The organism is Blastopirellula retiformator, from assembly GCF_007859755.1.
In the GTDB taxonomy this organism is placed as follows: domain Bacteria; phylum Planctomycetota; class Planctomycetia; order Pirellulales; family Pirellulaceae; genus Blastopirellula; species Blastopirellula retiformator.
Window position 1 is genome coordinate 137,755 of record NZ_SJPF01000003.1, and the last position, 25,192, is coordinate 162,946.

At 59.2% G+C, this 25,192-nt stretch carries 19 protein-coding genes and 1 tRNA gene; 6 read left to right on the forward strand and 14 right to left on the reverse strand.

Going from position 1 to position 25,192, the window contains the following annotated elements; translation table 11 throughout:
- The first annotated feature begins 301 nt into the window (after positions 1–301).
- Positions 302–1,234 carry a DUF1559 domain-containing protein gene (locus tag Enr8_RS12325; protein WP_146431930.1) on the forward strand — a complete coding sequence of 311 codons (933 nt, stop codon included), beginning with the start codon at positions 302–304 and terminating at the stop codon, positions 1,232–1,234.
- Between the two features lie 49 nt (positions 1,235–1,283).
- On the forward strand, positions 1,284–1,724 hold the full coding sequence (locus Enr8_RS12330) for a hypothetical protein (RefSeq protein WP_146431931.1): 441 nt from the start codon (positions 1,284–1,286) through the stop codon (positions 1,722–1,724).
- Between the two features lie 16 nt (positions 1,725–1,740).
- On the opposite strand, the gene Enr8_RS12335 is transcribed toward Enr8_RS12330, so the two are convergent.
- From Enr8_RS12335 to Enr8_RS12365, 7 genes are all read right to left on the reverse strand, one after another.
- Positions 1,741–2,148 carry an anti-sigma factor gene (locus tag Enr8_RS12335; RefSeq protein WP_146431933.1) on the reverse strand — a complete coding sequence of 136 codons (408 nt, stop codon included), beginning with the start codon at positions 2,146–2,148 and terminating at the stop codon, positions 1,741–1,743.
- 35 nt (positions 2,149–2,183) lie between these two features.
- Positions 2,184–2,891: an AIM24 family protein gene (locus Enr8_RS12340; RefSeq protein WP_146431935.1), complete on the reverse strand. Its 708-nt coding sequence runs from the start codon at positions 2,889–2,891 to the stop codon at positions 2,184–2,186.
- 119 nt (positions 2,892–3,010) lie between these two features.
- A complete protein-coding gene (locus Enr8_RS12345; protein WP_146431937.1) occupies positions 3,011–3,658 on the reverse strand; it encodes an RNA polymerase sigma factor in 648 nt (215 codons plus the stop codon).
- Between the two features lie 75 nt (positions 3,659–3,733).
- Positions 3,734–4,795 (reverse strand): hypothetical protein, encoded by a 1,062-nt coding sequence (locus Enr8_RS12350; RefSeq protein ID WP_146431939.1) that lies wholly within the window; start codon positions 4,793–4,795, stop codon positions 3,734–3,736.
- Between the two features lie 472 nt (positions 4,796–5,267).
- Entirely contained in the window at positions 5,268–7,301 is a 2,034-nt protein-coding gene (locus Enr8_RS12355; protein WP_146431941.1) for a serine/threonine-protein kinase, read from the reverse strand.
- Between the two features lie 62 nt (positions 7,302–7,363).
- Positions 7,364–8,137 carry an FHA domain-containing protein gene (locus Enr8_RS12360; protein WP_146431943.1) on the reverse strand — a complete coding sequence of 258 codons (774 nt, stop codon included), beginning with the start codon at positions 8,135–8,137 and terminating at the stop codon, positions 7,364–7,366.
- 222 nt (positions 8,138–8,359) lie between these two features.
- Positions 8,360–9,208 (reverse strand): hypothetical protein, encoded by an 849-nt coding sequence (locus Enr8_RS12365; protein WP_186767617.1) that lies wholly within the window; start codon positions 9,206–9,208, stop codon positions 8,360–8,362.
- Positions 9,209–9,780: 572 nt separating this feature from the next.
- On the opposite strand from Enr8_RS12365, the gene Enr8_RS12370 reads away from it, so the two are divergent.
- Positions 9,781–9,981, forward strand: coding sequence for a hypothetical protein (locus Enr8_RS12370; protein WP_146431945.1), 201 nt, complete (start codon positions 9,781–9,783; stop codon positions 9,979–9,981).
- A 139-nt stretch (positions 9,982–10,120) separates the two neighbouring features.
- On the opposite strand, the gene Enr8_RS12375 is transcribed toward Enr8_RS12370, so the two are convergent.
- Positions 10,121–11,107: a DUF481 domain-containing protein gene (locus Enr8_RS12375; protein ID WP_146431948.1), complete on the reverse strand. Its 987-nt coding sequence runs from the start codon at positions 11,105–11,107 to the stop codon at positions 10,121–10,123.
- Between the two features lie 266 nt (positions 11,108–11,373).
- On the opposite strand from Enr8_RS12375, the gene Enr8_RS12380 reads away from it, so the two are divergent.
- Together Enr8_RS12380 and Enr8_RS12385 are read left to right on the forward strand one after the other, a co-directional pair.
- On the forward strand, positions 11,374–13,995 hold the full coding sequence (locus tag Enr8_RS12380; protein ID WP_146431950.1) for an amidohydrolase family protein: 2,622 nt from the start codon (positions 11,374–11,376) through the stop codon (positions 13,993–13,995).
- Positions 13,996–14,169: 174 nt separating this feature from the next.
- Positions 14,170–16,659 (forward strand): heavy metal translocating P-type ATPase, encoded by a 2,490-nt coding sequence (locus Enr8_RS12385; RefSeq protein WP_146431952.1) that lies wholly within the window; start codon positions 14,170–14,172, stop codon positions 16,657–16,659.
- A 210-nt stretch (positions 16,660–16,869) separates the two neighbouring features.
- Here the strand turns inward: Enr8_RS12385 and Enr8_RS12390 are convergent, their stop codons facing one another.
- Positions 16,870–17,553, reverse strand: coding sequence for an FHA domain-containing protein (locus Enr8_RS12390; RefSeq protein ID WP_146431954.1), 684 nt, complete (start codon positions 17,551–17,553; stop codon positions 16,870–16,872).
- A 197-nt stretch (positions 17,554–17,750) separates the two neighbouring features.
- Between Enr8_RS12390 and Enr8_RS12395 the strand changes: the two genes are divergently transcribed.
- Positions 17,751–17,823: transfer RNA gene (locus Enr8_RS12395), tRNA-Arg, on the forward strand.
- 37 nt (positions 17,824–17,860) lie between these two features.
- Here Enr8_RS12395 and Enr8_RS12400 read toward each other — a convergent pair.
- From Enr8_RS12400 to Enr8_RS12420, 5 genes are read right to left on the reverse strand one after another with little or no spacing between them, the layout of a single operon-like run.
- On the reverse strand, positions 17,861–18,658 hold the full coding sequence (locus Enr8_RS12400; protein WP_146431956.1) for an SAM-dependent methyltransferase: 798 nt from the start codon (positions 18,656–18,658) through the stop codon (positions 17,861–17,863).
- Entirely contained in the window at positions 18,642–19,289 is a 648-nt protein-coding gene (locus tag Enr8_RS12405) for a response regulator transcription factor (RefSeq protein WP_146431958.1), read from the reverse strand. The genes Enr8_RS12400 and Enr8_RS12405 overlap by 17 nt, the downstream gene beginning before the upstream one ends.
- On the reverse strand, positions 19,258–21,174 hold the full coding sequence (locus tag Enr8_RS12410; RefSeq protein ID WP_146431960.1) for a PAS domain S-box protein: 1,917 nt from the start codon (positions 21,172–21,174) through the stop codon (positions 19,258–19,260). The genes Enr8_RS12405 and Enr8_RS12410 overlap by 32 nt, the downstream gene beginning before the upstream one ends.
- A gap of 29 nt (positions 21,175–21,203) precedes the next feature.
- The gene (locus tag Enr8_RS12415; RefSeq protein WP_146431962.1) at positions 21,204–21,644 is read right to left on the reverse strand and encodes a response regulator; all 441 of its coding nucleotides are present in this window, start codon (positions 21,642–21,644) and stop codon (positions 21,204–21,206) included.
- Between the two features lie 7 nt (positions 21,645–21,651).
- Entirely contained in the window at positions 21,652–24,927 is a 3,276-nt protein-coding gene (locus tag Enr8_RS12420) for a PAS domain S-box protein (RefSeq protein ID WP_146431964.1), read from the reverse strand.
- Positions 24,928–25,192: the final 265 nt, after the last annotated feature.

Consider the following 25,192-nt stretch of genomic DNA (forward strand, 5'->3'; position numbering starts at 1 on the left):
ATCGCGCAAATCCCATGATATTAATAGGTTATGTCGCCGGTTCTATTGGCGAATCGGGCGAAACTTCACGACGGTAGCTGGCTGCCATCGACGTCTCGGCAGGGTATGGATCCGCTAACTTGGGTGGCGTGCAGTGTAGTGGAGTCGTTGCCTCCGCTGCGCGCCCACCCAAATCGCCACGCTTTTTTCTAGAAATCTGTTAAAATTTTCTATTCTCGGCGACGGGCGATTTCTCTCGCGCTCGCTTTTCGATTCCCGTTCTTATCTTCACATCTCGTCTCTTTCCCAAGGAAACCTCGTCATGCGATTTCCTCCCAATTCGCTGCGCCGGCCAGGCGGCTTCACGCTGGTCGAACTGCTAGTGGTGATTGCGATTATCGGCGTTTTGATCGCTCTGTTGCTGCCGGCTGTGCAGCAGGCCCGCGAAGCGGCTCGCCGGATGCAGTGCACCAACAACCTGAAGCAAATGGCTTTGGCGGTGCACAACTACCACGATACGTTCCTCGTCTTTCCGTCGGGGCATGTGCAGATCAACGACACCTATTACGGCAATTGGGCGATCGCCATTTTGCCGTACATCGAACAGCAGAACTTGTTCAACCAGTATGACCACACGACCCACTGCAACACCGCCGCCAATGCGACCGTAGCGCGCACGCAGGTCGACGAGTACCTTTGTCCCAGCGATGCGATCTCGTCGCCGATCTACCGACCGGCGTCCGGGTATAGCTATGACCTGCGCGTCATTTCATACAAGGCGATGAGCGGCTACACCGACGATGGCGCCAAGAACTGGGATCACTTCGCGGAGATCACCGGACTCAGCGGATCGTGGAAAGGGATCTTTCACACCGTCGGCAGCGGGCACAGCCAATCGCTCGGCTTTGAGAAAATGGCGTCGGTCACCGATGGCACTTCCAACACGCTGCTGATTGGCGAATACCATCAGCCACAAGACGAGCCCGGCCGCAGTTCTTTCTGGGGCAACTCTTACTGGGGCTATAACCTGGGAATGGTAATCAACGAGCCGTACATCATCGGTAATCAGTACGACGACTGCGCGGCGGTCGCGTCGAACATCGGCGTCTGTCGCCGGGCTTGGGCTTCGCACCATCCTGGCGGCTTCAACTTTTCGCGGGCCGATGGGTCGGTGTCGTTTGTGCCGGAAACGATCGACCTGACGATCTTCGCCGGGCTGGCGACGATGGCCGGCGGCGAAGTCGCCGATCTGTAAGTTCTACGTACCGTCTCGAAACTCTCCCCGACGAAGAGCGAACTTCATGATGAACGATTCACCGATGCAAGCGATTGCGGTTGCTGCCGCGGCGGCGCTGCTCTGCTGCGTACCACTGGGTTGCGGCGCCAAGCGAGCGCCGACGGCGCCGGTCTCTGGCACGGTTACCGTCGCCGGCAAACCGCAGGCCAACCTGGTGGTCAGTTTCCTGCCGCAGACCGGCAAAGCGGAAGTCGGCGGCAAAGGTTCGATGGGCGTTACCGACGCGGCAGGAAAGTTTACCTTGCGAACCGCCGACGACGAGCCGCGCGATGGCGCCCTGATCGGCAAGCACCAGGTGGTGATCCGCGTGCGGACCGCAGAACGGGCCGAAGATGAAAAGGCCGCGGCGGCGAAACCGGCGATCAAGCTGCCGAGCGAAGCGAACGACGGTAGCCTGCAGTTTGAAGTGCCGGCCGGCGGAACGACGGCGGCCGACTTTCAGTTGTAAGTGGGCGCTTGGCGCCCTACTCTCCTTTCAGTCGTCCCACCGACGACTGAAAGTATTTTTGCCGGCGTGGCTGGGCGTCTTCGCATTGCGAGTCTTGCTGCGACGACAGGTCTTGCAGGTTGGCCTGGCAGACGCGGCAGCCGACCGTCTCAAGATGGAAGCGGATGTAGGTCGCTTCTTCGTCGTCGAGGACTTGCAGCAAGTAACTGCCGAGCGTTTCGCGACTGGGGCAGGTCAACCGATGGCGCCGCCAGATTTCGCCGATCGTGTGGACGCCGGCGTCGCGACGTCCGTTGATTTGCGAAAGCTGCTCGGCCAGTTCGGGCTGCGAGCGCAGCTTGTCCTCGATTTCCGCCATCCGCTCGGCGGGAAGCGCCTCGTCGAGATAGGCTTCGAGATCGGTTCTGCTAATGGGCCGCGTCATGAGCGACAGTTACTCCTGCAATATCGAGCGAAGATTTAGCCTTCGACCGAGTAGAACTCTTCGTACGGTTGAATGACGACGAAACCGTTGCCGCGGAATTCCATCTGGAAAGACTCGCCGCTGCCGCGACCGAAGAAGGTCTTCAGCGAAACGTCGGTTCGCAGGCTCGGTTCCAGCGAACCGCTCCACGCGACCGTGGCGTTCGGATCGGTGTAGACCGGGCAATCAGGCGTGACGACCAGCGTCAGCGGTTCGTAGTGGGTGGTGATGGCGACCATGCCGGTGCCGCGCAGATGGACCTGAAACAGTCCGCCGGCGAGCATCGACGATACCCGCTTCATCATCTTGATGTCCCAGTCGACCGACTCCTCAAAGGCGAGGATGTCGTTGCCGTTGACGACGATCGCTTCGTTCTCCAGTTTGAGGATCTGGACCTTCTTGCCGTAGTCGGCCAGGTAGAGCCTCCCCTGCCCGACCGCCTTGGTCAGACGGGCGCCTTCGCCGGTGACCGCCTTTTTGAAGAAGCCGCCGAGACCCTTCTCGAAGACCCCTTCTCGCTCAAACTTGATGTTGCCGAGGTACGAAACCATCGAGCCCATCTTGGTCCAGACCATCCCGTTCAGGTTGACCTCAAGCAGGCGTTGGCTCTCCATCTCGAAGATCCCTTGCCCACGATCACGCTGGCGGGTTTGTTCCACAAATTCGCGGAGCGTGTAGCGGTTATCGACTTCAGCAGAGCTCATAGGTTCCCCCGGGACTTTCGATTGGATGCGATTAGGCGATGTGGATGAGAAGCGGCGTCGTTGCGTTTGCCGGGCTACAACGACCGCACTGAGTTCTATTCGCGGTAAATGCGCGAATCTTAATTGGCTGCGTAAAGTTCTGGGAAGATCTCCTCGTTCAGGCCCTGCTTCCGCACGGCGGCCCGCAACTTCGCCAGAAAATCAAACTTGTAATTGGCGACGTTTTGTTCGGTCAGGTCCAAAAGCTCAGCGACGTCTTTGTTGGCGTAGCCGCGGACCAGCAGCATCTCTAGGCACTGGACCTTCACCCAGTCGCCGCGGCCGCGCCAATGATCGAGCTGGCCATTGATCGCTTCGACCAGGGCCGCTTCTTCCAGGTCGCGGCGCTCGCCGCTACGGACGATGCTGGACGCGGCCCGCTGCGTGCCGGGCAGTTCCCAGTTGTCGCTGGAGCCATCGCCGCCCGAGTGGATCGGCAAAGTGGGACGTCGCCCTTCGCGGCGGAGGTGATCGGTCAGCTTGTAGGCGCAGATCGCGAACAGGTAGCTCTCCAGCGAGCGCTTGCCGTCGTAATTGGGCAGGCTGTTGAGAAAGCCGATGAACGTCTCTTGGACGACGTCTTCGCTGGGCGCGCGACGACGCAGGCGACTCTCGGCAAATGCGAGCAGGCGACCTTCGTAACGGCCAATCAAATCGGTCCAGGCGTCAGCGTCGCCGGTTCGAATCCGATCGATCAGCAGCACGTCGGTTTCAGAAACCTCAGACATAAGCGGCATTTTGGGCGGATAGAGGAGCAGCCGCGTCCGTCATTGCAGCCGCCCTGCAGGCATTCGCTGCGCCGACTAGACCGGCGGGAACCATTGCGTCAGCAGGATCGCCCCACCGACTACCCCTAGTATCGCCGCCCCGGCGATCGTCTGCAACCTTCCCTGGTGACGCCGATCGGTCGCCGCATTGTAAGAAAGGGCGCTGTAAAGAATGCCGAGAACCGCCAGAACGCCGGCAAACAGGCCGCCAGCGTAGCCCAGACGGGTCGACTGCTGCACCTGACGCCATCGCTGCTCAATTTCGCGGCGGAACTGGTCGTTGAACTGCAGATGGGCGTGCCACTGCTGCATCGGGCCGACGGTCGTGTCGAGTTGCTCTTTGTAGGTCTGCAGATGAATGTGGTCGGCGATCAGTTGGTCGTCGAGCGGAATGCGGCTGGCGCGGGCCTCGCTGCCAAGCAACTGGGCCGTCTGTTCCAGGACCGCCTCTTCGGTCAAAGCTTGGAGCGCTTTGTAGCACTCGGTCGAACTGCTGTAGGGGCCGGTCGAAAGCGAGACGTAATCGACGCCATCTTGCGAAGTAGGCTCTTGGTCGACCCAGTCGGGGCGCCCCGGCGGGATAATCCGCGAGGCGCCAGCATTTTCGGCCGTGTTGACTGTCGGCTGCACAAACGCGTCATACAGCGCGCTGCCGACCGCATTGACGATGGTCGCTTGCGACGCCGGGTTCGCTGGAGGACTTGCTGGATCGGGCAAAGTTGGCTGTTCGGAGGTTTCGGCCCGCAGTTCAATCGGCGGGGCCGTGGCGAGCTGCCGTGTCGTCGTACGCTCGACTCGCATGGACGACCGGGTCCGATAAGGGCTGTTATTCTCGGTCTGTACATCTACCCGAACCGCAACCAGGCTCAGCAGCCCCAGCCCAATGGTTCCCAAGACGCCGCAAACCAGCAGCCCGGCCAAGATCTTCCAGCGGCCGAAAATGATGGTCAGCAAGACCGCCAAGAAGCCACAGGCCGCAATCGCCAGCAACAAAACGATCGCCGGCGACATCGCCACAGACTGGGTGGTGGCTGAAATCGGTTCGGCGATCTGCCCCAAGCAGGCGACAGACTGAGCGAGTTGTAGTGCCGGCAACATGATCAATTCCAGGGAACAGTACTGCGTCTCTACCACAGATTCGTCGCTCAGAGGCGAATCTTGGCGGCGTGCGCAGCGAAATTCTTATTTTTTGGTGCGTTGTCGAAAAGCGAAAGCGCCCAGCGCAATGACGCCTCCGACAATGACGATCTCTTGAATGCCTAACATGATGACTCTCGAGTTACTTTTTTGAATTCTTTTGTGCGACAACGATGGTCGCCACAACGCCGACGGTCACAATCAGCGGACAGACGACCAGCATCCCGATGATAACAAGCTCTAAAACGCCGATGCCCATGATGCTGCCTAAGATAATTCCGTGTCCCGTTTATTGGCCTCGTCGCGACACCGCCGCGATGATGACGATGGCGATAATTGCAATGACGGCCAATAGGCCGCCAACGCCGAGTAGTAACATAGTGCTCATGGACCAATCAGGGGAAGCTGCCATTAGAAACTTATTTCGTCACAATTAGGCGGAGGCGGAAGTTTCGGTCATCGCTTGTTGCTCGTGCCGCAGCGCCTCACGTTCTTTGGGGCTGTACCAAGGCGCCGAGATCTGAACTACCAGCGAGATCGCCCCGCTCAAGATCAGGCCCCACGGTTGAATGAACGGCGTGAAGTAGTTGACCAGTGCGGCGGTCATGACCGTCACAAACAACGTCCACAGACTCAGCCGCGTCTTGCGGAGCGGATCGCTCAGTTTCCACCAGCGAAGCAAGCCGAACTGGGCGCCAAAGACGATCGCATAGGTCGTCAGCGACGGGGAGCCGTCGAGCGACTCAAACCAACCGCGTAGTCCCAGGTTCGGGCGCCAACCAGTGACCGTTCCTTCTACCGGCAACGGCATGTCCAGCAGCAGCGCTTGTCCCGCCGCATAGCCGATCAAGCCGATCACCAAGCCGATGCCAGCCATCGCGAACCGGCGAAGCCAAGGATCTCCTTCGTTTCGTTCCCACAACTTGCCGACCAGCAAGATGCTCCACGACCCACAGATCGTCATCGCCGTCAGCCAGCCAAACAGCGGCGCCCAGGTCGCCAGCGGGCCCTCGACGGAGACGCCCCCCAAAGCGAGCGCCAAGATCGAGATCACCGCCGCTGAGATCGCGCTGATCAGGAACGAGCCGACCAGGCTCTTCATTCGCAGGTCGAGCGGGATCGCGGCGAGCGCCTCACGTTGTCGCTCTCGACGGCTCAGCTTTTGCGTCCGCTTTTCCTTGGCTCGCTCTTTCCGCGTCATGACGACCGGATGGTACGGCGAGTACTCGGTCACCGTATTGCGAGTCGGCGTATCGTTCATATGCAGAAAGATCGAGCGACCTGCCAGGTAAACCATATAGACGGCGCCTGCCAACAAGCCGAGCGGCAGCAGCCAACCTAGATTGGCGATCAGCGCGAACGAGCAGAGGACCAGCACCAGGAGCTTTGGCGCCAGGCTGACGTTCTCGTTGTTCCACCAGTCGGCGACCGAACGCATGCCGCCGGATACCGCTTTGGCGACCGGCTCCTCGTCGCCGCCGTTGAGCGGCGCGACGATCGGCTCTTCGGGCGATTGCGGCGCAGTCGCTCCATTCGCCCGCTGGATCGTGACGTCATCATGCAGCGAAGCGACGACCGTTTCGTTCTTCGAGAGGCCGAGATTGGCCAGCATCTCTTCGACCGTGCCGGTCCGCTTGTTCGGGTCTTTGTGCAGCGCCTGGGTGATCGTTGTGCGGAACGGCTCCGGCACGCCACGCAGGTCGGGCTCGGCGGTCAAGTGCTTCATGATGATCTCTTGGCTGCTTTCCCCTTCAAAGGGAACGCGGCCGGTCAGAATCTCATGCAGCATGATGCCTAGAGCGTATATGTCGATCTCTTTGCCGTAGACTCCTTTGCCGATCTCGGGCGCCATGTAATGGAACGTGCCGACGCTTTCGGTTTGTCCGCTACGGCGGCTGACCGAGATAAACTTCGACAGGCCGTAGTCGCCGATCTTGATCGTGCCGGCGTCATTAAAGATGTTGCCCGGCTTCAGATCGCGGTGGACGATGCCATGATCGTGCAGATAGCCGACCGCCGCGGCGATCGGACGGAACCAGCGAATCGTTTCTTCCGGCGAAAGTCCGCTGGGGCGACGATCGAGCGTCTCCTTCAGGTTTTCGCCCCGTACGTATTCCATCACGACCCAGCCTTCGCCGGCGTCGTCAAACTTGATGTCGTACAGCGCCACCAGGTGCGGGTGCTTCAGGTTCAAGCAATGCTTGACCCCCCGCATCTCGATATCGAGGTTGCGTTGAATATGTTTGAGAGCGACTTCCTTGCCGGCGTCGGTCAGCGCATAGAAGACTTCGCCGAAGCCCCCGGCGCCGACGCCTCGTTTGATGGTGAAGCCGTCGAGCGGCTTCGACCCACTGGCATAGGTAAATTTCATCGTTCCCCCTCGCGGGCGATGATCGGCCTGAGAAGGAAGCTGGGCGGTGTTTCCCTGCTCCTCTTCCGGCTCTATCGTCGCTGCGTCGTCGCGCATCGAATGTGTCCCCCGCAATTCGGCCGTCACAGACGTTCCCCAACGTCTTGCCGCGCTCTCGGTCAGGCACTAGCGGCCAACCGTTCCAGATAAAACGAAAAGTCTTCTCCCTGGACCGAGCAGTCGGCGACGAGCGGCGATTTGTTCTTCACCGCTTGGCCGTTGACTTGAAATGCGCCGGGAGAGCGGACATGCAGTCCGTCTCCCTGCTTGTACAATACCACATCCCGATTCCAGCCGCCGCAAACCACATGGTTGCAGCTTTTGGGGCCCAGGATGCAGGTTTCGGCCATCAGCAAAATTGCGTCGGCCGCTGGTTCGGTACGCTGCGAGCTTTCGAGTCGCAGCACGGCGCTGGCGCTCAGCGGATGCCGTTTCTGAAAACTGAGGACGACGCTGCGTCCCAACTGAATCAGGTCTCCATCCGATAAGACGGTTGGCTGGTCCAACAGTTTTCCGCGGCGGCGCACTTCGGCCAGCGGTTCGACTACATACTCCGCTCCGCGGCGGCGGATCCAAGCGTGCCGCCGGCTGACGTCGCCCAAAATCGGCACGTCGACTCCACTTTGCGGCGTCGCCTGGCCGATCAAGACGTCGGGACCGGTCAGCAGCAGGAAACCGCCGACTCCATCGACCCACAACTGGCGCCGCGTGGGCGCTTCAGCCAATGGTTTCGTCGATGATCGCTTCATGACCTGTTCTCGTGCTGTCTTGGCGCCGACCTGCGTTTCGAGGACGGCCGAGGCGTAAGAGACCGCGCCAGTGCTGAGCCAGACTTGATCGGGACGCGTTTTTCGCGAGTCCGAGTCAGGCGAGTTGTGGCGGTTTCGTCTCATTACTACTTTAGTTCGTTGGTAAGCCCCGGAACACGCGTCTTTGCCGTCGATTTCAGTCGCCGGCGACCCGTTTTCGCTGTGCCCAGATATTGCTGGGCCCGAGGATGCGACGTAGCGAAGAAGGCTTTCGCCCCCTTCGCCACGCGCTCACATCCAATCTGCTATTCGTTGGCGGCGGGCAATTATTGCGACGCCGCCGGAACAATCGTTATCAAATGCCAGCTAGTTCAGGCTCGGTTCGAGCGATTTCTTGCTGGTCAGCTCGATCGTCGGCACCCGCTGGTCGACCACGATTTCTGCGGAATTGCCATCCGAGAAGTAGGCGGCGACTTCGTCCGAGACGTCCTTGACTTCGACTTCGTCCAGCTGGATCTCTTCGCCGAAGTAGCCTTCCGAGGAGACGAGCTTCTCGGCAACTTCGATTCGCGTCGAGATATCTTCCAGCAGCTTCTCGGTGCGCGACAGTTGGCTGTCGTCAAACTTGAAGGCGCTGGTCGTCTGGGCGACTTCGACCATCTTCAGGCGAGCCTGGAGATTCTCGACGTCGACTTCCAGCTGACGCTTGGCGACCAACATGCCGTCGAGCTTCGCCCGGGCGGCGTCCAGTCCCTTCTGGCGAGCGCGGAGGATTCCTTCCAGCTTTTCGCGTGTCGCGTCCTGCGTCTTGAACCGCTCGAAACGGCCGGCCAAATCAGCCTTCACCTGATCGCGGGTATAGCGATGGCTGGCGTATTGATAGGTCTGCGAGCCGTCATCCAGGTCGGCTTTCAGACGCAACACTTCTCGTTTGTCCTGGGCCAGGCTGTCGTTCAGCTTGTCGACCTGACGTTGCAGCTTGTCGACGTCGACCTCTTCCTTGGCGATCAGATGCATGTTGCTGCGAATTTCCGGAGTCAGATCATTGATCATCCGGTGGGCTCGTTCGAGTTCAAACTCGATCGGCACGTTTTGTTTCACTTGGTCGTGGAGACGACCATATCCGGTGGCGACATAGCTGACGGCGTCGCGACCAAATAGTAGACCGAGCGCCAGCGCGGAACCGGCGCCCACAAGAATCAACTTCTTAAACATCGAAAAACCCTCCCAGTGACTGCGTAGCTGCCGGCAGTGATTGTGCCAACATGCATTGTTCGTGGTTTCGCTCATTCCCTGCCTCCGGAACAGAAACGTCCTGACATAAGGAAGTCTTCGCAGCACTTGAGGCGATATTGGGAAATTCTCGCCGCCAGCGGAAAAAAATTTGCGGCCGCAGATCGGACCGCCAGGATGGGGGAATCGCTTTTAGACGAGACTCCCCCAGAAGCAAGAATAATCGGATTGACCGGCCCGGTTTGCCAAAACAGGGCGAAATTGGCCGTAGAACGATCTCTTAGGCTCTGAAGACGCCGCAAAGCGCGGCGGTCGATGTTGACCAAAATGGCACATTGTTGTCTTTTGGGCACACTCGCTACGAACGGTACTCAGGTGCAAGACGTAGTCAGAAAAGCAGAAGTGCTTACCATTTCCTAGGTTGCGGCCCAAAAAACGCCAAATACGGGAAATACCCGCGAACATGGCGCACCGGTTGCATTGTCCTGAAATGTGCTCGCACAGCGATCAAGAATCAGCACCAAATTGCGAATAACTTCTCAGGAGCCAACGCCATGAAATCGTTTAGCAAAATTCATCCTGAAGTTCGCAATTCGTCTGCCTCGCTGTTGGCGGAAACCGTGATCGTCGCCCAGCCGCAGACGATCGACAAAGTGGCTGCCTGGATGGATCAGCAACTGAGCGATCTCGAGCTGAAGTTCGCTTCGTACGTAACGAAGAACTCGCTCGGAAAATCGATTCGCCAAGAACGCTAACCGACCAGAAACGCTACGCGGCTTGCGTGGACGAGAGATCTTACCCTGCCCAAAAATAGATCCGCCGGCGTACTTTGAAGGGCCGGCAAATTTTCGCTGATCAACAGGACGCAGACATTCGCGTCCTGTTTTTATGCGCCTACAGCTTCCAGAGCAGCAGGATCGAGTAGTTCGTGTCGTTTTTGTTTTTGTTGGCGCCGGGGGTGCTGTCGAAGCGATTGATCACCCCAAATTTCAGACTCAGATTCGCTGCGTCGTCGAGCAGGATCTTGTAGCCGATATCGGAAATGCTGCGGTATTCGCCAAACTGCTCCCACTCCGGATAGTATTCGTACTTTCCTTCCAGGGAGTGCCACTTGTTGAAGTTGTGATCGAAGAAGATCGTCATGGCGCCTTCCGGCACGTACTCTTCGTCCGGGCTATCGAACTCTTTCGAGAAACCAGAACCGAGCTCGACTGTCAGGTCGGTGTCGTCGGTCTTCACCACTTCGTAGCCCATACCGCCGCTGACCCACAGTCGTAGGCCAAAGTCTTTGAACGCGTCATATTCCATACCGTTCTTGGCGTAAACGTGCCATCGCTTGTTGACGAACGGCCACTCAATTTTGAGGTTGGAGAGCGCATTGTCTTGTGTCGGAACGCCATCGTTGCTGGTTCGGGCGTAGATGATGTCGGCGATCGTCTTGGTCGCCTTCCCTTCGCGCTTGATCTTGGCGCCGGAGCGCAAACTGAGCGAATCGGTATTGCCGGTCTGACCATTGATGCCCAACTCGATCGAACTGTCCCATTTCGCGTCGCCAAGCCAGTAGTCGATGTGAACGTAGTTTCCGCCGGGGACATAACCGAGGTAGCCGTAGTCGGGCTCGCCGATCGCTTCGGCCTCGATATCCCCCACATCCGCGTTCACATCAGGAAATTCCGGCAGCGGAATCGGCTCATATTCAAAATTACAGAGCGTCGCCGGCATAAAATCGCCGTCGATGAACATCGCCTCGACATCGACTTCGGGACGTGCCGCTGCTGGCTCCTCGGCGGCGTAGGCGAACGCCGCGTCTTGGGCAAACGCATTTGCGACCACGCATGTGATCAGGAGCCAAGTCGAGATTTGCATAAATCGAAAGAACATGGGTGCTCAAACGTCTCTGCAAGGTTTTTCACGTAGAAATGCAGAGATCTCGGTAGGCCTTGTGGGTGTAAAGGACTTCGCCAGCAGTCCATGGCGCTTGGGCGAGGACCAATCTCGACCGAACTTCGGCGAGGTGTCGGCTTATACAAAAATGCCGCAAATGGAACAACGCCGATGCCGAAGTCGTCGTGCGCGGGAGGCGCCGCGATAGGGCGTGAACTACAATAGAGGATTGCACTTATGAATAACTACCCGGAGAGTAGATCATGCGGATTTGGGGCGCGATGCTGGCGCTAGCGTTGATGGCCGGAACCTTGAGGGCGGGCGATCCCCAGGCGGTCATTTACCGTGGAGCGAAGATTTTGACCGCGACTGGTAAGACCTACGATCCCGGCGCAATGGTCGTCTCGGGCGGCAAGATCGTGGCGGTGGGCGAGTCGAAACGGATCGAGACTCCGGAAGACGCTCAAGAGATCGATCTGGGCGGGAAGGTGATCATCCCAGGGCTGGTCGATACCCATTCGCACATTGGACTGTTCGGCACCCCAAGCGCCGGCAATGACGCCAACGAAGTCAGCGGCCCAGTCCAGTCGATCGTGCGGGCCCTCGATTCGCTCAACCCGTTTGACCCCAGCATCCGCATCGCCCAGTCGGGCGGCGTGACTACGGCCAACGTCATGCCCGGCAGCGCCAATGTGATTGGCGGACAAACGATCTACATCAAGCTGCTCGGCAACAGCCCAACGGCGATGTCGCTAGCAACACCCGAAAATCTGGGCGGCCTAAAGATGGCCAACGGCGACAATCCCAAGGGTGTCTACGGCCGCCGCGGTCAATCGCCAGCGACGCGCATGAAGGTCGCCGCGATGCAGCGAAGTGAGTTTCTGAAGGCGCAGCAATATCGCGACAAATGGTCGAAGTACAAAGAGAAGCTGGCCGCCGGCGAGACGCCTGATCCGCCGACCGTTGATCTGGCGATGGAGCCGCTGGTCGAAGTGCTCGATGGTCGCCGTACCGTCCATTTTCATACGCACCGCGCCGACGACATCCTGACGACGCTGCGGCTGAAAGAAGAGTTCGGATTCGAGCTGGTGATCCAGCACGGCACCGAAGCGTTCAAAGTGATCGATCAAATCGCCAAGTCGGGCGCCATTGTCTCGCACACCATCGTCGACAGCCCCGGCGGCAAACCGGAGACGGTTGAGTGGTACGACGAGACCGCCGCCATGCTCAACGAAGCCGGCGTCAAAGTGGTGATCAACACCGACGATCCGGTGACCGATAGCCGGTTCCTGCTGCGAACCGCTGCGACTGCGGTCCGTGGAGGATTGCCGGAAGAGACGGCCTTGCGGGCGTTGACGCTGCATGCCGCCCAGGCGATGCGCCTGGACGAGAAGATTGGCTCGCTCGAACAGGGAAAAGACGCCGACTTTGTCGTGCTGAGCGGCGAACCGTTCAGCATCTATGCCCGCGTGCTGCAGACCTACATCAACGGCAAATCGGTCTTCGATCTGCAGGACGCCGAACAGCAGCGCTACCAGATCGGCGGTTTCGCCCTCAGCCCTTCCACCGAAGTTCCCTTCTTCGAGCCGATCACCCCGCCGACCGCGGCTCACCCGACGCCGAAAACTCCCAAGAACGCGAAACGACCCGACGGCGAAGCGACCGAGTTTGTCGTTGTCGCTGGTCTGGTGCATACCGTCTCGGGCGAGCCGATCAAGAACGGGGTCGTCCACGTGAAGGATGGCAAGATCGAACACGTCGGCCCCCGCAAGGGTTTCGAGTTTCCCAAAGACGTGGCGGTCATCGAAGCCAGCGCGATCACGCCCGGGTTGATTGACGCTTATAGTTCGGTCCCGCTCTCGGGCATGGTCAACATCGACGCCGATCAGGAAGCGAACGAAAAGGGAGGCGCCATGCATCCCGACCTGCGCGCGACCGATGGTTTTAATCCGGCCGAGCCGCTGCTGCGGCATCTGCTGGCCAACGGCATCACCCTGGTTCACTCTTGCCCAGGTCGCCGCAACGTGATTGCTGGTCAATCGGGTCTGTATCGCACGCACGGGACCGATGTGACCGAAATGACCGTCCGCTTTCCGCAAGCGATCGTCTTTAACATTGGCAACGCCGCCAAGGGCAATGGCGCCGGCGATACGCGGATGGGGGTGATCGCCAACTTGCGGAAGACCCTCTCTGACGCCGGCAACTATCGCCGCGATCGTCAGAAGAAGCTCGACAAAGACGAAACGGTCGAACCGAACATGTCGAAGGATCCGCTCGCCGACTTGCTCGACAAGAAGGTGCCGGCGCTGTTTGTCGCCAACCGGGCTGACGATCTGCAAACGGCGATACGTCTGGCGGAAGAGTTCCACTTTGACCTGCAGATCGGTCTGGGAACCGAAGCGTATCGCGTTGCCGATCGGATCAAGGAGGCGGGCGTGCCGGTGCTGGTCCATCCGACGCAGCAGAAGAATGGCGACATGAGCAAGGTCAACACGTTGACGACCAACGCCGCCTATCTGGCCCAGCAGGAAGTCCCGCTGGCGATCGGCAGCGGTTTTGAAGGCTACGTGCCGAAGTCGTTTATCGTTCGACTCGAGGCGGGCCTCGCCGCCGCGCATGGGCTTGGCTTTGAGCAGGCGCTGAAGATGCTGACGCTGGATGCGGCGAAGATATTGAAGGTCGACGACGAGTTCGGCAGTCTCGAATCTGGGAAGGTAGCCGACATCGTGCTTTACGATGGCGATCCGCTGGAACAGACGACCCACGTCGTCGCCGTGATCGTCGACGGCAAGGTGGTTTATGATCGCGCGACGGCGCTCCAGGTTCCCTTGGCCGAGCGGTTTTACGAAACGATCGTTTCGCCCCCCTGCTGCTTGAGCTTCTAGTTCAACGGCACAGACCGCTGAAAAAAAGATCGATTTTGCGAAAGCCGGGATAAATAGTCTCGGCTTTCGCCCGTTTCTGGCGCAGGTACAACCTCGTCTTCACCGCCGGTATCGGAAACAATAGATGCAACGAGACCAGCAGCCGGAAAGCATTCGATTGAAGGAGCGGACAGAGTGGCCAAAGACCCTATCTGCGGAATGGACGTCGATCCGAACAAGGCGCTGCAGTTAGAGCAAGGCGGAGAGACCTACTTCTTCTGCAGCGAACATTGTCGCACCAAGTTCGCCAATCATGAGGGCGATCAGGCGGATGCTGCGCACGAAGGGGAACATTCTTGCTGTCACGGGAACGGCGGACACGGCGGTCATGGGGTCGAACTGACGCAACTGTCGACCGGGCCAGCGAGAGAAAGGCCTGCTTCCACGGCCGCCTATATCTGCCCCATGTGTCCCGGCGTCGAAAGCGACAAGCCGGCCGCCTGTCCGAAGTGCGGCATGGCGCTGGAACCGAATCCATCGGCGCCGAAGAAGGCCAAGAAAACGATCTACACCTGCCCGATGCATCCCGAGATCGAGCAGGATCATCCCGGCAGTTGTCCCAAGTGCGGGATGGATCTGGAAAAGAAGAGCGTCACCGCCGAAAGCGATGAGGACGAGGATGGCGAACTGAACGACATGACGTTGCGATTTTGGATCGCGACGGCGTTGGCGCTGCCGGTCTTCCTGCTGGCGATGGGACCGATGGTCGGCGTGCCTGTCGATCAGTGGCTGGGGCACACCGCCTATGTCTGGATTCAGCTGATCCTAAGCACGCCGGTGGTGCTGTGGGCGGGCTGGCCCTTCTTCATGCGGGGCGTTCGTTCCTTCCTGACCGGTCACTTGAACATGTTCACGCTGATCGCGGTCGGAACCGGCGCGGCGTATCTCTACAGTTTGGTCGGCGTGTTCGCTCCAAGCCTTATACCCGAGGCGTTCAAACACGAAGGCCGCGTCGAAGTTTACTTTGAAGCGGCGGCTGTCATCATCGCGCTGGTACTGCTCGGACAGCTGTTGGAGCTGCGGGCTCGCAAAAAGACGAGCGGCGCGATCAAGGCGCTGATCGCCCTTGCGCCGCCGACGGCGCATCGGGTGCGTGACGGCAAAGAAGAGGATGTCGAGCTGGACGAAGTTCACTCTGGCGACTTGCTTCGCGTTCGACCGGGGGAAAAGATCCCGGTCGACGGCCGCGTGACCGAAGGAGAGAGCAGCGTCGACGAGTCGATGTTGACCGGCGAGCCCAACCCGGTGAAGAAGCAGGCGGGCGACGAGGTGATCAGCGGCACCGTCAACAGCACTGGTTCGTTTCTGATGGAAGCCGAAAAAGTTGGCGAGGATACCGTCTTGTCGCAGATTGTCGACATGGTCGCCAATGCCCAGCGGAGCCGCGCCCCGATTCAGCGGATCGCCGATCAGGTTGCTGGCTACTTTGTGCCGGCGGTGCTGGCGACCTCGCTGGTGACGTTCGTCGTGTGGGCGATCTTTGGGCCGGAAGGTTCGGCGCTCTCGTGGGCGCTAGTCAATGCGGTCGCAGTGTTGATCATCGCTTGTCCATGTGCGTTGGGATTGGCGACGCCGATGTCGATCATGGTCGGCGTCGGCCGCGGCGCCAGCGAAGGAGTGCTGATCAAAGACGCCGAAGTGCTGGAGCGCATGGAGAAGGTCGACGCGGTTGTCGTCGACAAAACGGGGACGCTGACCGCCGGCAAACCGAAGCTGACCGAGTTTGAATCGCTCGAGAAGGTGTCCCCCAGCGGCGTACTGCGGATGGCGGCCGCCGTTGAGCAGAACAGCGAACATCCCCTGGCCCGGTCGATTATTGCTGGCGCCCAGGACCAAGGAATCGAACTGCCGAGCGTTGAGAAGTTCGACTCGATCCCCGGCGGCGGCGTGAGCGGCGAAGTCGAAGGGCGGAAAGTCTTGATCGGCAACAACGCTCTCTTGGAAGAACGTAACGTGGAGAACCGAGACGCGATGCAGGATCGCGTCGCCCAGCTGCAAAGCCAGGGGCGAACCGTGATGCTGGTTGCGCTCGACGGAAAAATGTCGGGACTGGTCGCCGTGGCCGATCCGATCAAAGATCCGACGCCGGAAGCGATTCGTCAGTTGCATGAGCTCGGTTTGAAGGTGATCATGCTGACCGGCGACAACCAGCGAACCGCCGAGTCGGTCGCCAAAGAGTTGGGGATCGACGACTTCACCGCCGAAGTCCGCCCGCAAGACAAGCAAGATCGCGTTTCGCAACTCAAAGCCGAAGGCTACGTCGTCGCCATGGCGGGAGACGGAGTGAACGATGCGCCCGCCTTGGCCGCCGCCGACGTCGGCATTGCGATGGGGGCGGGATCGGACGTGGCGATCGAATCGGCTGGCGTGACGCTGGTCAAAGGAGATCTGCGGGGAATCGTGCGGAGCGTAAGATTAAGTCGCCGCACGATGAAGAACATCCGCCAGAATCTCATCTTCGCGTTCGCCTACAACGTGGTAGGAATCCCGATCGCCGCCGGCGTTCTCTATCCGCTGTCGTATCACCTGCTGCTCAACCCGATGATCGCCGCTGCTGCGATGAGCTTTAGCTCGGTCTCGGTGATCGGGAACTCGCTGCGGCTGAGAAAGGCGAAGCTGGATTAAGCTCGTTTACTTGGTGGCATGTTCTTAGCGCATCTTCGCGAGAAGAGCATGTCTTGGGCGTGGCTGGCTGTAGGTTGGGTGCAGCAGAGCGAAACCCAACGATGCGGTTGCAAACAAAGAAGGTGGGTTGCACAAGCTAGAGAGGTCCAGCTTCAGGCAGCGCCTTACGCGATTGCTCCACCTACCCTACAAAAAATGGAACGCTTGGCTTTACAGCCCAGGGTCACCAATCCGGCGGAGCAGGATCGAGATGCGGGCCTGCAGGTCGAGCAGGTTTTGCCATTCGCGAGTGTCGAGCGCCACTTTTTCGGCCGCATCGTTGACTTCAACCGACAGCAACAGGTGGCGAATTCGGATGTGGATGTATTCCATCAACTCGGCCAGCTGGGCCGCTTGAGCCGGGCTCAGACGCTCGGGCAGCTCTGGCGGTTCCAGCGAGTAGATCGCCGCTTGGAGGTCTTCTTCCTGGTTGTTCCAGTTCAGCTCGAACTCGAGCGACGAGGCGCTGTCGCTGGGATTGAGCGGACCATTGGTCCGCTCTTCCTCTCCCCGCTCTTTTTGCCGCTGCACGCGGAGCTGGGCCAGACGATCGGCGATTTCGTCTTCCGAGCCGTAGAGGATGACCGAGCGGCCGACGTGGATCATGTCGCCATACCGCAAGATGCGGAGGTGGATGTCCTCGCCGTTGACCCGCGTGCCGTTGGTGCTCTCAAGGTCGACCAGGACGATTTTGCCATGGTCCTCCTGGATCTTGACGTGAAAACGGCTGACCCGTTCGTCCTTCAATTGGAGGGTATTCCCCTCTTCGCGGCCAATCGTGACCGGCGTCTCGAGACGATCAAACACCGTACCGCGATCCGCGCCGTCGATGATGCGTAATGTAACCAGCGCCATGATAAGAATTTGCTGCGTTGGTGAACCCAGATCCAGGAAAGCCCTCTATTATTGCGCATAGCGGCCCCAAAAACGAGTATAGCGCCGAAAGCGACCCCCTGGGCGTGCTGGCGCCATTGCTGAAGGCGGCCAAAATGGTATTATTTGCGGTGCTGCAGTGCCGGCGATTCGTCGTTTTGCGCACCAGCAGCCAGCGTGCGGATGTAGCTCAATGGATAGAGCATCGGTCTTCGGAACCGAGGGTTGGGGGTTCGAGTCCCTCCATCCGTACCTTCTTTTTTTGTCGGTTTTCGTCTTGAGCCGCCGTTCAGCTTGCCCGCTTTCGCAGCACAAACACGGCGTCCGACAGCTCATCATCCAGCGGAACCGGCTCGTCGATGTCGTAGTTGAAATCGAACGTTTCGCACAGCTGAAGCTGCGGGACCTTCTCTAGCAGCTTCAGAAACTGCGTCCGCGTGTAGAGTCGATAGTCATACTCGGATTTGAGCTTCAGGTCGCGCCGGCCGCTTTTGACCCGCAGGTTAAAGCGGATCCGCTCGAGTCGGCGGCGGCGATTGAAGTCGACCACCCGCAGCGTCAGCGTAACCTTGGTCTGTCCATGCTTGGCGGTCGAACGCTCGGTGCAGTCGGGATCGGCGTCGAGCGGAATCAGGTGAAAGCCAAGCAAGAAAAGTCCGCCAGGGCGCAGTGCGGCGGCGACTTGCTGCAGATGCGAAAGGGCCGCCGCTTCGGTCGTAAGGTGGCGAAACGTATTGACGAAGTTGACGACGCAGTCGATCGGCTTGGGCAAGGTAAAGTCGGTCATGTCGCCGACAAAGACGTCGCCCGGCAGTTTACGGCGTTTGAGTCGCTGCTGCACGTAGCGGACCGACGGTTCGCTTAGATCGAAACCGCTGACCTGATACCCGCGTTTGGCGAGCTCGACCATCAGGCGACCTCCGCCACAGCCAGGCTCTAGGATCGACTTGACCGGAACGATCGCGTACTTATCGGCGGCCGACTCGACAAAGTCAGCCTCGAACAGAGTCTCGTCCCGAAAGGCGAGATCCCAATACTGCGGATAGTCGTAGCAATCGGCGGAAGAGGAGCTAGTCGACGTCGTCATCCTCACCGCCGGTCGAATCGATATCTTGCCCTAACCGAATCGCCATCCGAACCAAGTCCGGAACGTTGTCGACTCCCATTTTCTTGAAGACGTTATGACGGCGAGCTTCAACCGTTCGGAGACTGACGTCCAGGCGGCGGGCGATCACTTTGTTCGCTTTGCCTTGCACCATCAGCCGCATGACGTCTTTTTCGCCATCGGTAAGCGTTTGGTAGAGTCGTTCCGCTTCCTCTTTGTCGACGTCTTCGGCCCGCCATTTGGCGTCCAGGGCGATCGCTTCGTTGACCGCGTCGACAATTTCTTGCTCTTTGCACGGCTTGTCGAGGAAGGTCACCGCTCCGTTGCGCATCGCGCGAACGGTCGTTTGAGTATTGGCGTGGGCGGTGATCAAAATTACCGGAATCCGGTAACCGACCGACAACAGGCGTTCCTGCAGCTCGACGCCGCTCAATCCCAGCATCCGCACGTCGGTGATGACGCAGCCGCAGCGATCGGCCGAAAACGCCGCTAAGAATTCTTCGGCCGACGAAAATTGTTCGGTTTTCAGGCCCAAAGAATCGATCAGCATTCCGATCGATTCCCGCGCGGCGGGATCGTCATCAATGATGAACACGGTTGGTGTCGTTGGCATGTTCTTCTTCCGTAGGTTCAGAGGCAGTCGGCAAAGTGAATCGGAATTCCGCTCCCTCGGCGGATGGCTGGCACCAAATCTTACCTCCGTGTAGCTCGATGATCGAGCGAGAAATCGCCAAACCCATTCCCATTCCGCCTTCTTTGGTTGTGCGGAACGCTTCAAATATGTCGACGTTGCCGGGAAGGCCAGGCCCAGAATCGCGCACGCAAAATTCGACTAGATCATCGCTCACTTGCGCGCTAATCGTCACCGTCTTGCTTTCGCTGATCGCCTTCATCGCCTCGCAGGCGTTGGTCACCAGGTTAATCAAGACTTGTTGAATCTGGATCGCATCGACCGTCACCGGCGGCAGTTGGTCGGGCAACTCGTACTGCACGAAGACGTCGCTATCGCGAATCATCGGGGCGATCAATTCGACCGAATCATGAATCAGCTCATGGACGTCGCGATCTTCCAGCTTGGGATCGGTGCGGCTGGCGAAGTTGCGCAAGCGCCGGATAATTTCGCCGGCGCGAGTCGCCTGATCGACGATTCGCGTGATGCAGTGGGTGATGTTCTCTTCGCGGTCTTCGCGCTGCGACTTCAGCAGATTCAAGCAAGTGCTGCCGTAGTTCGAGATCGCATAGAGGGGCTGATTCACCTCGTGGGCGATGCCGGCGACGATTTCGCCCAACGTGCTCAGCCGGGCGACGTGCGCCAGTTCCATGTTACGGCGGCGGAGTTCGTCATCGGCCAAGATCTTCTCGGCGATGTCGTTGACGACGCCCACGACATGGGTGACGATTCCCTTTTCGCCCCGGACCGGTGCGATCGAAATCTCACACCAGCCAAATTCCCCTTCGGCACGGGCCAGCCGCAGCGTCTCTTGCATGGCGCCGCCGTTGACGATGCCCCAATTCAACTGCCGCAGTTGCTCGGCTTCGCGGGGATCGGCGCGGAAGACGTCCAGGCTTTTTCCTTCGAGCATCCCCGGGGCGACGCCGAGCATCACCTCCAGCGCCGGATTGCCATAGACCAATTGCGGTTCGTTTTCCGACAGGCTGACGATGAAGACGCCGTTGGTCGTCGAGGCGATCGCCCGCTCGCGGATCTTCAGGGCCAGTTCGGCTCGTTTCCGCTCGGTAATATCGAGGAAGACGATCTGACAGGCGGGATGTCCCAGGTAATCGATCGGCGTGCCGGCGACCGAGACGTCGATCGTGCGGCCATCGACGCACAGCATGTGCTGCTCGGCGGCGGTGGTCGGTTCACCCTTGTACAAAGAGCTGATCCGCTCGCGGACCGATTGCCGCTCATCCGGAACGATGAAGTCTTCGATCGGGCGTCCGATCAGGTCGGCGTCGGACGTTCCTCCCAAACACTCGACCGCCTTCTCGTTGGCCAGGACCACTTTTTCCATGCTGTGAACGAGGATCGGCACCGGCGAATTGTCGACCAGCGCTCGGTAGCGGCGTTCGCTGTTACGCAGCGCTAGCTCCGCGTCGCGCTTGTCGCAGATCAATTGCCATTGGCGAATGGCCCGTTCGGCGATGCGGGGCAGTTCGGAGAAGAAGTGTTCGGTCTTGACGACATAGTCGATGGCGCCGCGCTTGAGCGCCTCGACCGCGGTCCGCTCGTCGCCGTAGCTGGTCATCACGACGATCGGAAACTGTTGGTCTTCAGGACGGCGATGCGACAGTAGATCGACGCCGCGGCCGTCCGGCAGCATGTTGTCGACCAGGGCCAGATCGGGACGTCGCTGGACGATCTCTTGTCGGGCTTTTTCCAACGAAGAGGCGATGATGACTTCAAACTGCGAAGAGAAGGTGTTTAACGCCCGGCTCATCAGAATCGCATGAGAGCGTTCATCTTCGATGATCAAGATGCGATATTCGTCCGGCACTGGCGTGTCCTCTCGTAACGAGATTCCGTCTACCGTCGTTTCGGCGGTTCGTTCCAGACCAACCAATAGAATCCAAGATCGCTCAACATTTTGGAGAACTCAATGAAATCAATCGGTTTGACCAGGTAGCTGTTCACGTGGTGTCCGTACGCCTGATTGACGTCGGCCTCGGCGTCGCTGGTGGTCAATACTACCACTGGAATGTTGGCGGTCGAAGGATTCTTTTTGATCTCGCTCAGCACATGTAGGCCGTCATACTTAGGAAGCCGCAGATCGAGCAATACCAGGTCAGGTAGAGTATCTACGTTTTGGTATTGTCCGATCTGGAACATATATTCCAGCGCGGATTCGCCATTGTCGACATGGACGATTTCGTTGGCGACGGCATGCTCACGAAAACTGCGCATGACCAATTTCGCATGCGCCGCATTGTCTTCGACCAACAAGACCTTGATGGGTCGTCCTTGCATCGTTCACTTAGCCTAGCGTTACAGTCGATAACAATGGGGAGTTGGGATCGCGCGGAATGCGGAAGCAAAAGCAAGCGCCTTTGACAGGATTCGGCTCGACCCAGATCTCACCCTGGTGAAACTCAATAATACGTTTTGCGATCGCCAGTCCGATTCCGGTTCCGTCGGAATGGGGATCGAGCTTTTCAAACAATCCGAAAATCTTTTCCCGAAAGCTCTCCGGGATGCCGGGGCCGTTGTCCCGGACCCAGCAAGTCGTATGGGTCTTGTCGGACGATAACTGAATTGTGACGCGTGGATCGGCCGGATCCGAGTATTTTACCGCATTTTCGACAAGATTTTGCAGCACTTCTTGGAGACGCACGCGGTCGACGTAAAATTGGCGATCATCGCAGCTAACCGCAACGTTGACCTGCTTTTCGGCGATACGACCGGCCAAAAAGGTCAAAACGGCGTCGACAAGCTTCTGCCCCTCGACAAATCCGTTCGGATTGCAAACCCGGCCAATTCGGGACAATTCCAACAGATCGTCCAGCAGATCCGCCATTTTTTCGGCCGCGTCGCTGATGATCTGCATATCTTCCTGCACCGCTGGCATATCGCCGCGATCAATATCCTGGGAGAGCGCCCCTAGAAATCCTTTGATCGTTATGAGCGGAGATTTCAGGTCGTGAGAAACGGTGTAGGTGAACCTCTCCAGTTCCGTGTTCTTCGCTTCGAGGTTGCCGATCAGGGTCTCCCGCTCTTTGGCCGCCATTCGCGACTCGGTCACGTCGAGCACCGTCCCCAGCGCCAAGCGTCGTCCGTCCGCCTCATACGGAACTCCGATGACGTCGGCGTAAAAAACGCCGCCATCCTTGCGGATACCGATCGCCGGGGCCTCAAAGCGTTTGCCCGCGGCGACCGTTTTCAAGAATTCTTCGAAGGTGAGATGGCTGTCAGGGTGGATGAACTCCCGAGGGTCCATCGCCAACATTTCTTCCCGCGTATAACCGTGGATTCGGCATGCGGCCGGATTCACGTCGACTAGTTCCCCCTCCAGCGAGTAGAGGAAGAAGCCGTTGACCGCCGCTTCAAAAATCGCGCGATAACGGGCTTCGTTCTCGCGGACGAACTGTTCCGCCTGTTTACGGGCGGTGATGTCGGTTAAGGCCCCCGCCAGACGGATGATGGCGCCGCTCTCGTCGCGCTCGCCGTCTCCGGAAAGTCGGAACCAGCGATATTCGCCCGCGGCGACGCGGAAACGGCACTCGGCGTCGAAGGGCCCCTGTTGCGCTTCGAACTTCTCGAACATCTCATCGACCCGCTGCCGGTCGTCGGGATGAATCCAACTGCGGATCGCATCGCGGGGCGGCGGACCATTCTCTGGCGAAATGCCAAAGTGCTCGAACATCCGCTCCGACCAGTAGGTGCGGTCTTCGACAAGGTCCCATTCCCAAATTCCCTGCTGGGCCCCGCGGACCGCCAACTGAAAGCGATCCTCGCTCGCCTTCAGCGCTCGCTCGGCCTGGTAGGCGTCGGTAATGTCGTCGACAACCAATACGGCGCCGTCAAATTCTCCTTGCTCGTTATGCAGCGGCGCCCCATTGATGTGCAGCACGCGGCGGTCTCCCGGTCCTCTCTCCAGAAGATAGCGAACGCCATAGACGGGGGCGTTGGTCTTGCGAACCCGCGAGTAGGCGGTCTGCGTTTCTTCGTTCAACGGTTTGCCGCTCCAGTCAAATCGACGCCACGCTGGTTCGGAGAAGCCATATTCGGTGGGAGAAAGCGCCAGCAGTTCGATCGCGCGGCGGTTCGCGAACTTCGTCTTGTCGTGGGCGTCGACGATCATGATGGCGGCGACGCTCGCCTGCATCACGCGCTCGAGCATCGCCTTTTCGCGGCGGATGATTTCCTCTTGTCGCAGGCGGACCTCGACGTTACGAACGATCGCGATAAACAGCGGCTGCCCGTTTTCGACAAAGCGGCCGATCCGGACTTCAACCGGAAACTCGCTCCCATCTTTGCGGCGGTGCCGCCCCGAGACTGGCGAAAGGGGATCGTTTTCCGCGATCGAATCCTGTAACTCAACGATTGCTTCCCGTTTCCACCCAACTTCAACTTCGTCCGAGTGCATCTGCTGCAACTCTTCGCGGGTATAGCCCAGACTGCGGCACGCTTCGTCATTGACGTTGATGATTTTGGCTTTGACGTCGACCAGAAACATGGCGTCCGCGGCGGCGTCGAACAGGGCGCGAAAACGGGCCTCGCTCGCTTCGACGTCGCGCAGATGCTGCTCGCGTTCGCTTTCGACCGCCGAGATGCGACTGGCCAGAAAGTTGAACGACTGCGCCAGCGGTGCAAACTCGTTGAGCTCATCCATCGGCAAGCGGAGGCTTTTGTCTCCCTTGGCGTATTGCGAATGGGCGTCCGAAATTTTCTTGATCGGCGCCATCGCGGCGTTGGTGAATAGGACGCCCAGCGCCAGGGCGACCGCCAAACCAACGGCGGCCCCTCCCAACTGCGCCCAACGCAAGCGGCGAAAAATCGGCAGGAACGTCGTTTCGTCGGGATAAATCAGTGCCAGCGACCAGCCTGAGTTGGGAATGGCGCCAATCACGATCGTCTGGTCTTGGCTGCGGTTGGTCTTGGTTGAATCTTGGCCTTCGGCCGAGACGGAGGAGGCCGAAAAGGAGTCGTTGGCGTCGCCGGCGATCATTTTCCCGTCTTGGTCGAATAGATAGAGCCTGGCGTCGTGCGAGACGGTTGCACTATCCAGATAGTCGATCAGGTGACGTTCCAGGATCGTTAAACCGACAGCGCCGTTTCGCGCGCCGTTGGTGTCGAACGTCGGAACGAGAATCAAGACGACGTCGGCTCCAGAGCCGCGACTCTTAAGCAGGCGCGAGATAACCAACTCGCCCGCGGAAATCTTGGCGAAATAGTGGCGATCGCTGACGTTGAACTTGGAACCGTCGGTATCGTAGACGTCGCCGTCGACGGTATTGTAATAGATCGCCTCGATTTCATTCCCTAGCGATTGGCGCTCTTTCGCCAGATAGGGCATGATCTCTTCCCGCCGTCCTGCCTGCAGTTCGGACGACTCGGCCAGCGTTTCTAGCCGAACGACCAGACGCATGAAAAACGACTCGATGCGCTCGATCTGCAATTGAAGTTCGGTTTGCTGTACCTGTTCGATTTTCTCCAAGACCAGCGTTCGGGTCGTTGCGTAGTTCAGCACCATCGCCAAGCCGACGGCCGCGAGCGCAGGTACGATCCCGAGCAGAAGGTATTTGCGTAACATGCTATGGAGGAAGGAGGCCAGTGGAATCGCGGGGCGGGAACAGCGGCTGCCCGGATTATTGACGAAATAGGAGCGACCGTCAAAACGCACGTCGCCGCGGCGACGTCTGTGTAGTCGTTCGGTCGGCGCTTCCCCGCATCTCTCTTCACGCGAATTGGGGGGCGCTCCGGAACCGGTAGAGGCCCTGCAATCGATTCGTCGGCCGGAGGGGCGGTTGCACTTCACATGCCGCCGCCGCGATCTCTGCGCAATCTTCTACTAGCGA

Coding starts and splice junctions, on each gene's coding strand:
- Enr8_RS12390 (WP_146431954.1), bottom strand. CDS start 17,553: ATGGCGCTGGTTACATTACGCATCATCGACGGCGCGGATCGCGGTACG.
- Enr8_RS12350 (WP_146431939.1), bottom strand. CDS start 4,795: ATGTTGCCGGCACTACAACTCGCTCAGTCTGTCGCCTGCTTGGGGCAG.
- Enr8_RS12355 (WP_146431941.1), bottom strand. CDS start 7,301: ATGCGCGACGACGCAGCGACGATAGAGCCGGAAGAGGAGCAGGGAAAC.
- Enr8_RS12335 (WP_146431933.1), bottom strand. CDS start 2,148: ATGACGCGGCCCATTAGCAGAACCGATCTCGAAGCCTATCTCGACGAG.
- Enr8_RS12330 (WP_146431931.1), top strand. CDS start 1,284: ATGAACGATTCACCGATGCAAGCGATTGCGGTTGCTGCCGCGGCGGCG.
- Enr8_RS12400 (WP_146431956.1), bottom strand. CDS start 18,658: ATGACGACGTCGACTAGCTCCTCTTCCGCCGATTGCTACGACTATCCG.
- Enr8_RS12380 (WP_146431950.1), top strand. CDS start 11,374: ATGCGGATTTGGGGCGCGATGCTGGCGCTAGCGTTGATGGCCGGAACC.
- Enr8_RS12365 (WP_186767617.1), bottom strand. CDS start 9,208: ATGTTTAAGAAGTTGATTCTTGTGGGCGCCGGTTCCGCGCTGGCGCTC.
- Enr8_RS12345 (WP_146431937.1), bottom strand. CDS start 3,658: ATGTCTGAGGTTTCTGAAACCGACGTGCTGCTGATCGATCGGATTCGA.
- Enr8_RS12375 (WP_146431948.1), bottom strand. CDS start 11,107: ATGTTCTTTCGATTTATGCAAATCTCGACTTGGCTCCTGATCACATGC.
- Enr8_RS12415 (WP_146431962.1), bottom strand. CDS start 21,644: ATGCAAGGACGACCCATCAAGGTCTTGTTGGTCGAAGACAATGCGGCG.
- Enr8_RS12340 (WP_146431935.1), bottom strand. CDS start 2,891: ATGAGCTCTGCTGAAGTCGATAACCGCTACACGCTCCGCGAATTTGTG.
- Enr8_RS12360 (WP_146431943.1), bottom strand. CDS start 8,137: ATGAGACGAAACCGCCACAACTCGCCTGACTCGGACTCGCGAAAAACG.
- Enr8_RS12325 (WP_146431930.1), top strand. CDS start 302: ATGCGATTTCCTCCCAATTCGCTGCGCCGGCCAGGCGGCTTCACGCTG.
- Enr8_RS12370 (WP_146431945.1), top strand. CDS start 9,781: ATGAAATCGTTTAGCAAAATTCATCCTGAAGTTCGCAATTCGTCTGCC.
- Enr8_RS12405 (WP_146431958.1), bottom strand. CDS start 19,289: ATGCCAACGACACCAACCGTGTTCATCATTGATGACGATCCCGCCGCG.
- Enr8_RS12420 (WP_146431964.1), bottom strand. CDS start 24,927: ATGTTACGCAAATACCTTCTGCTCGGGATCGTACCTGCGCTCGCGGCC.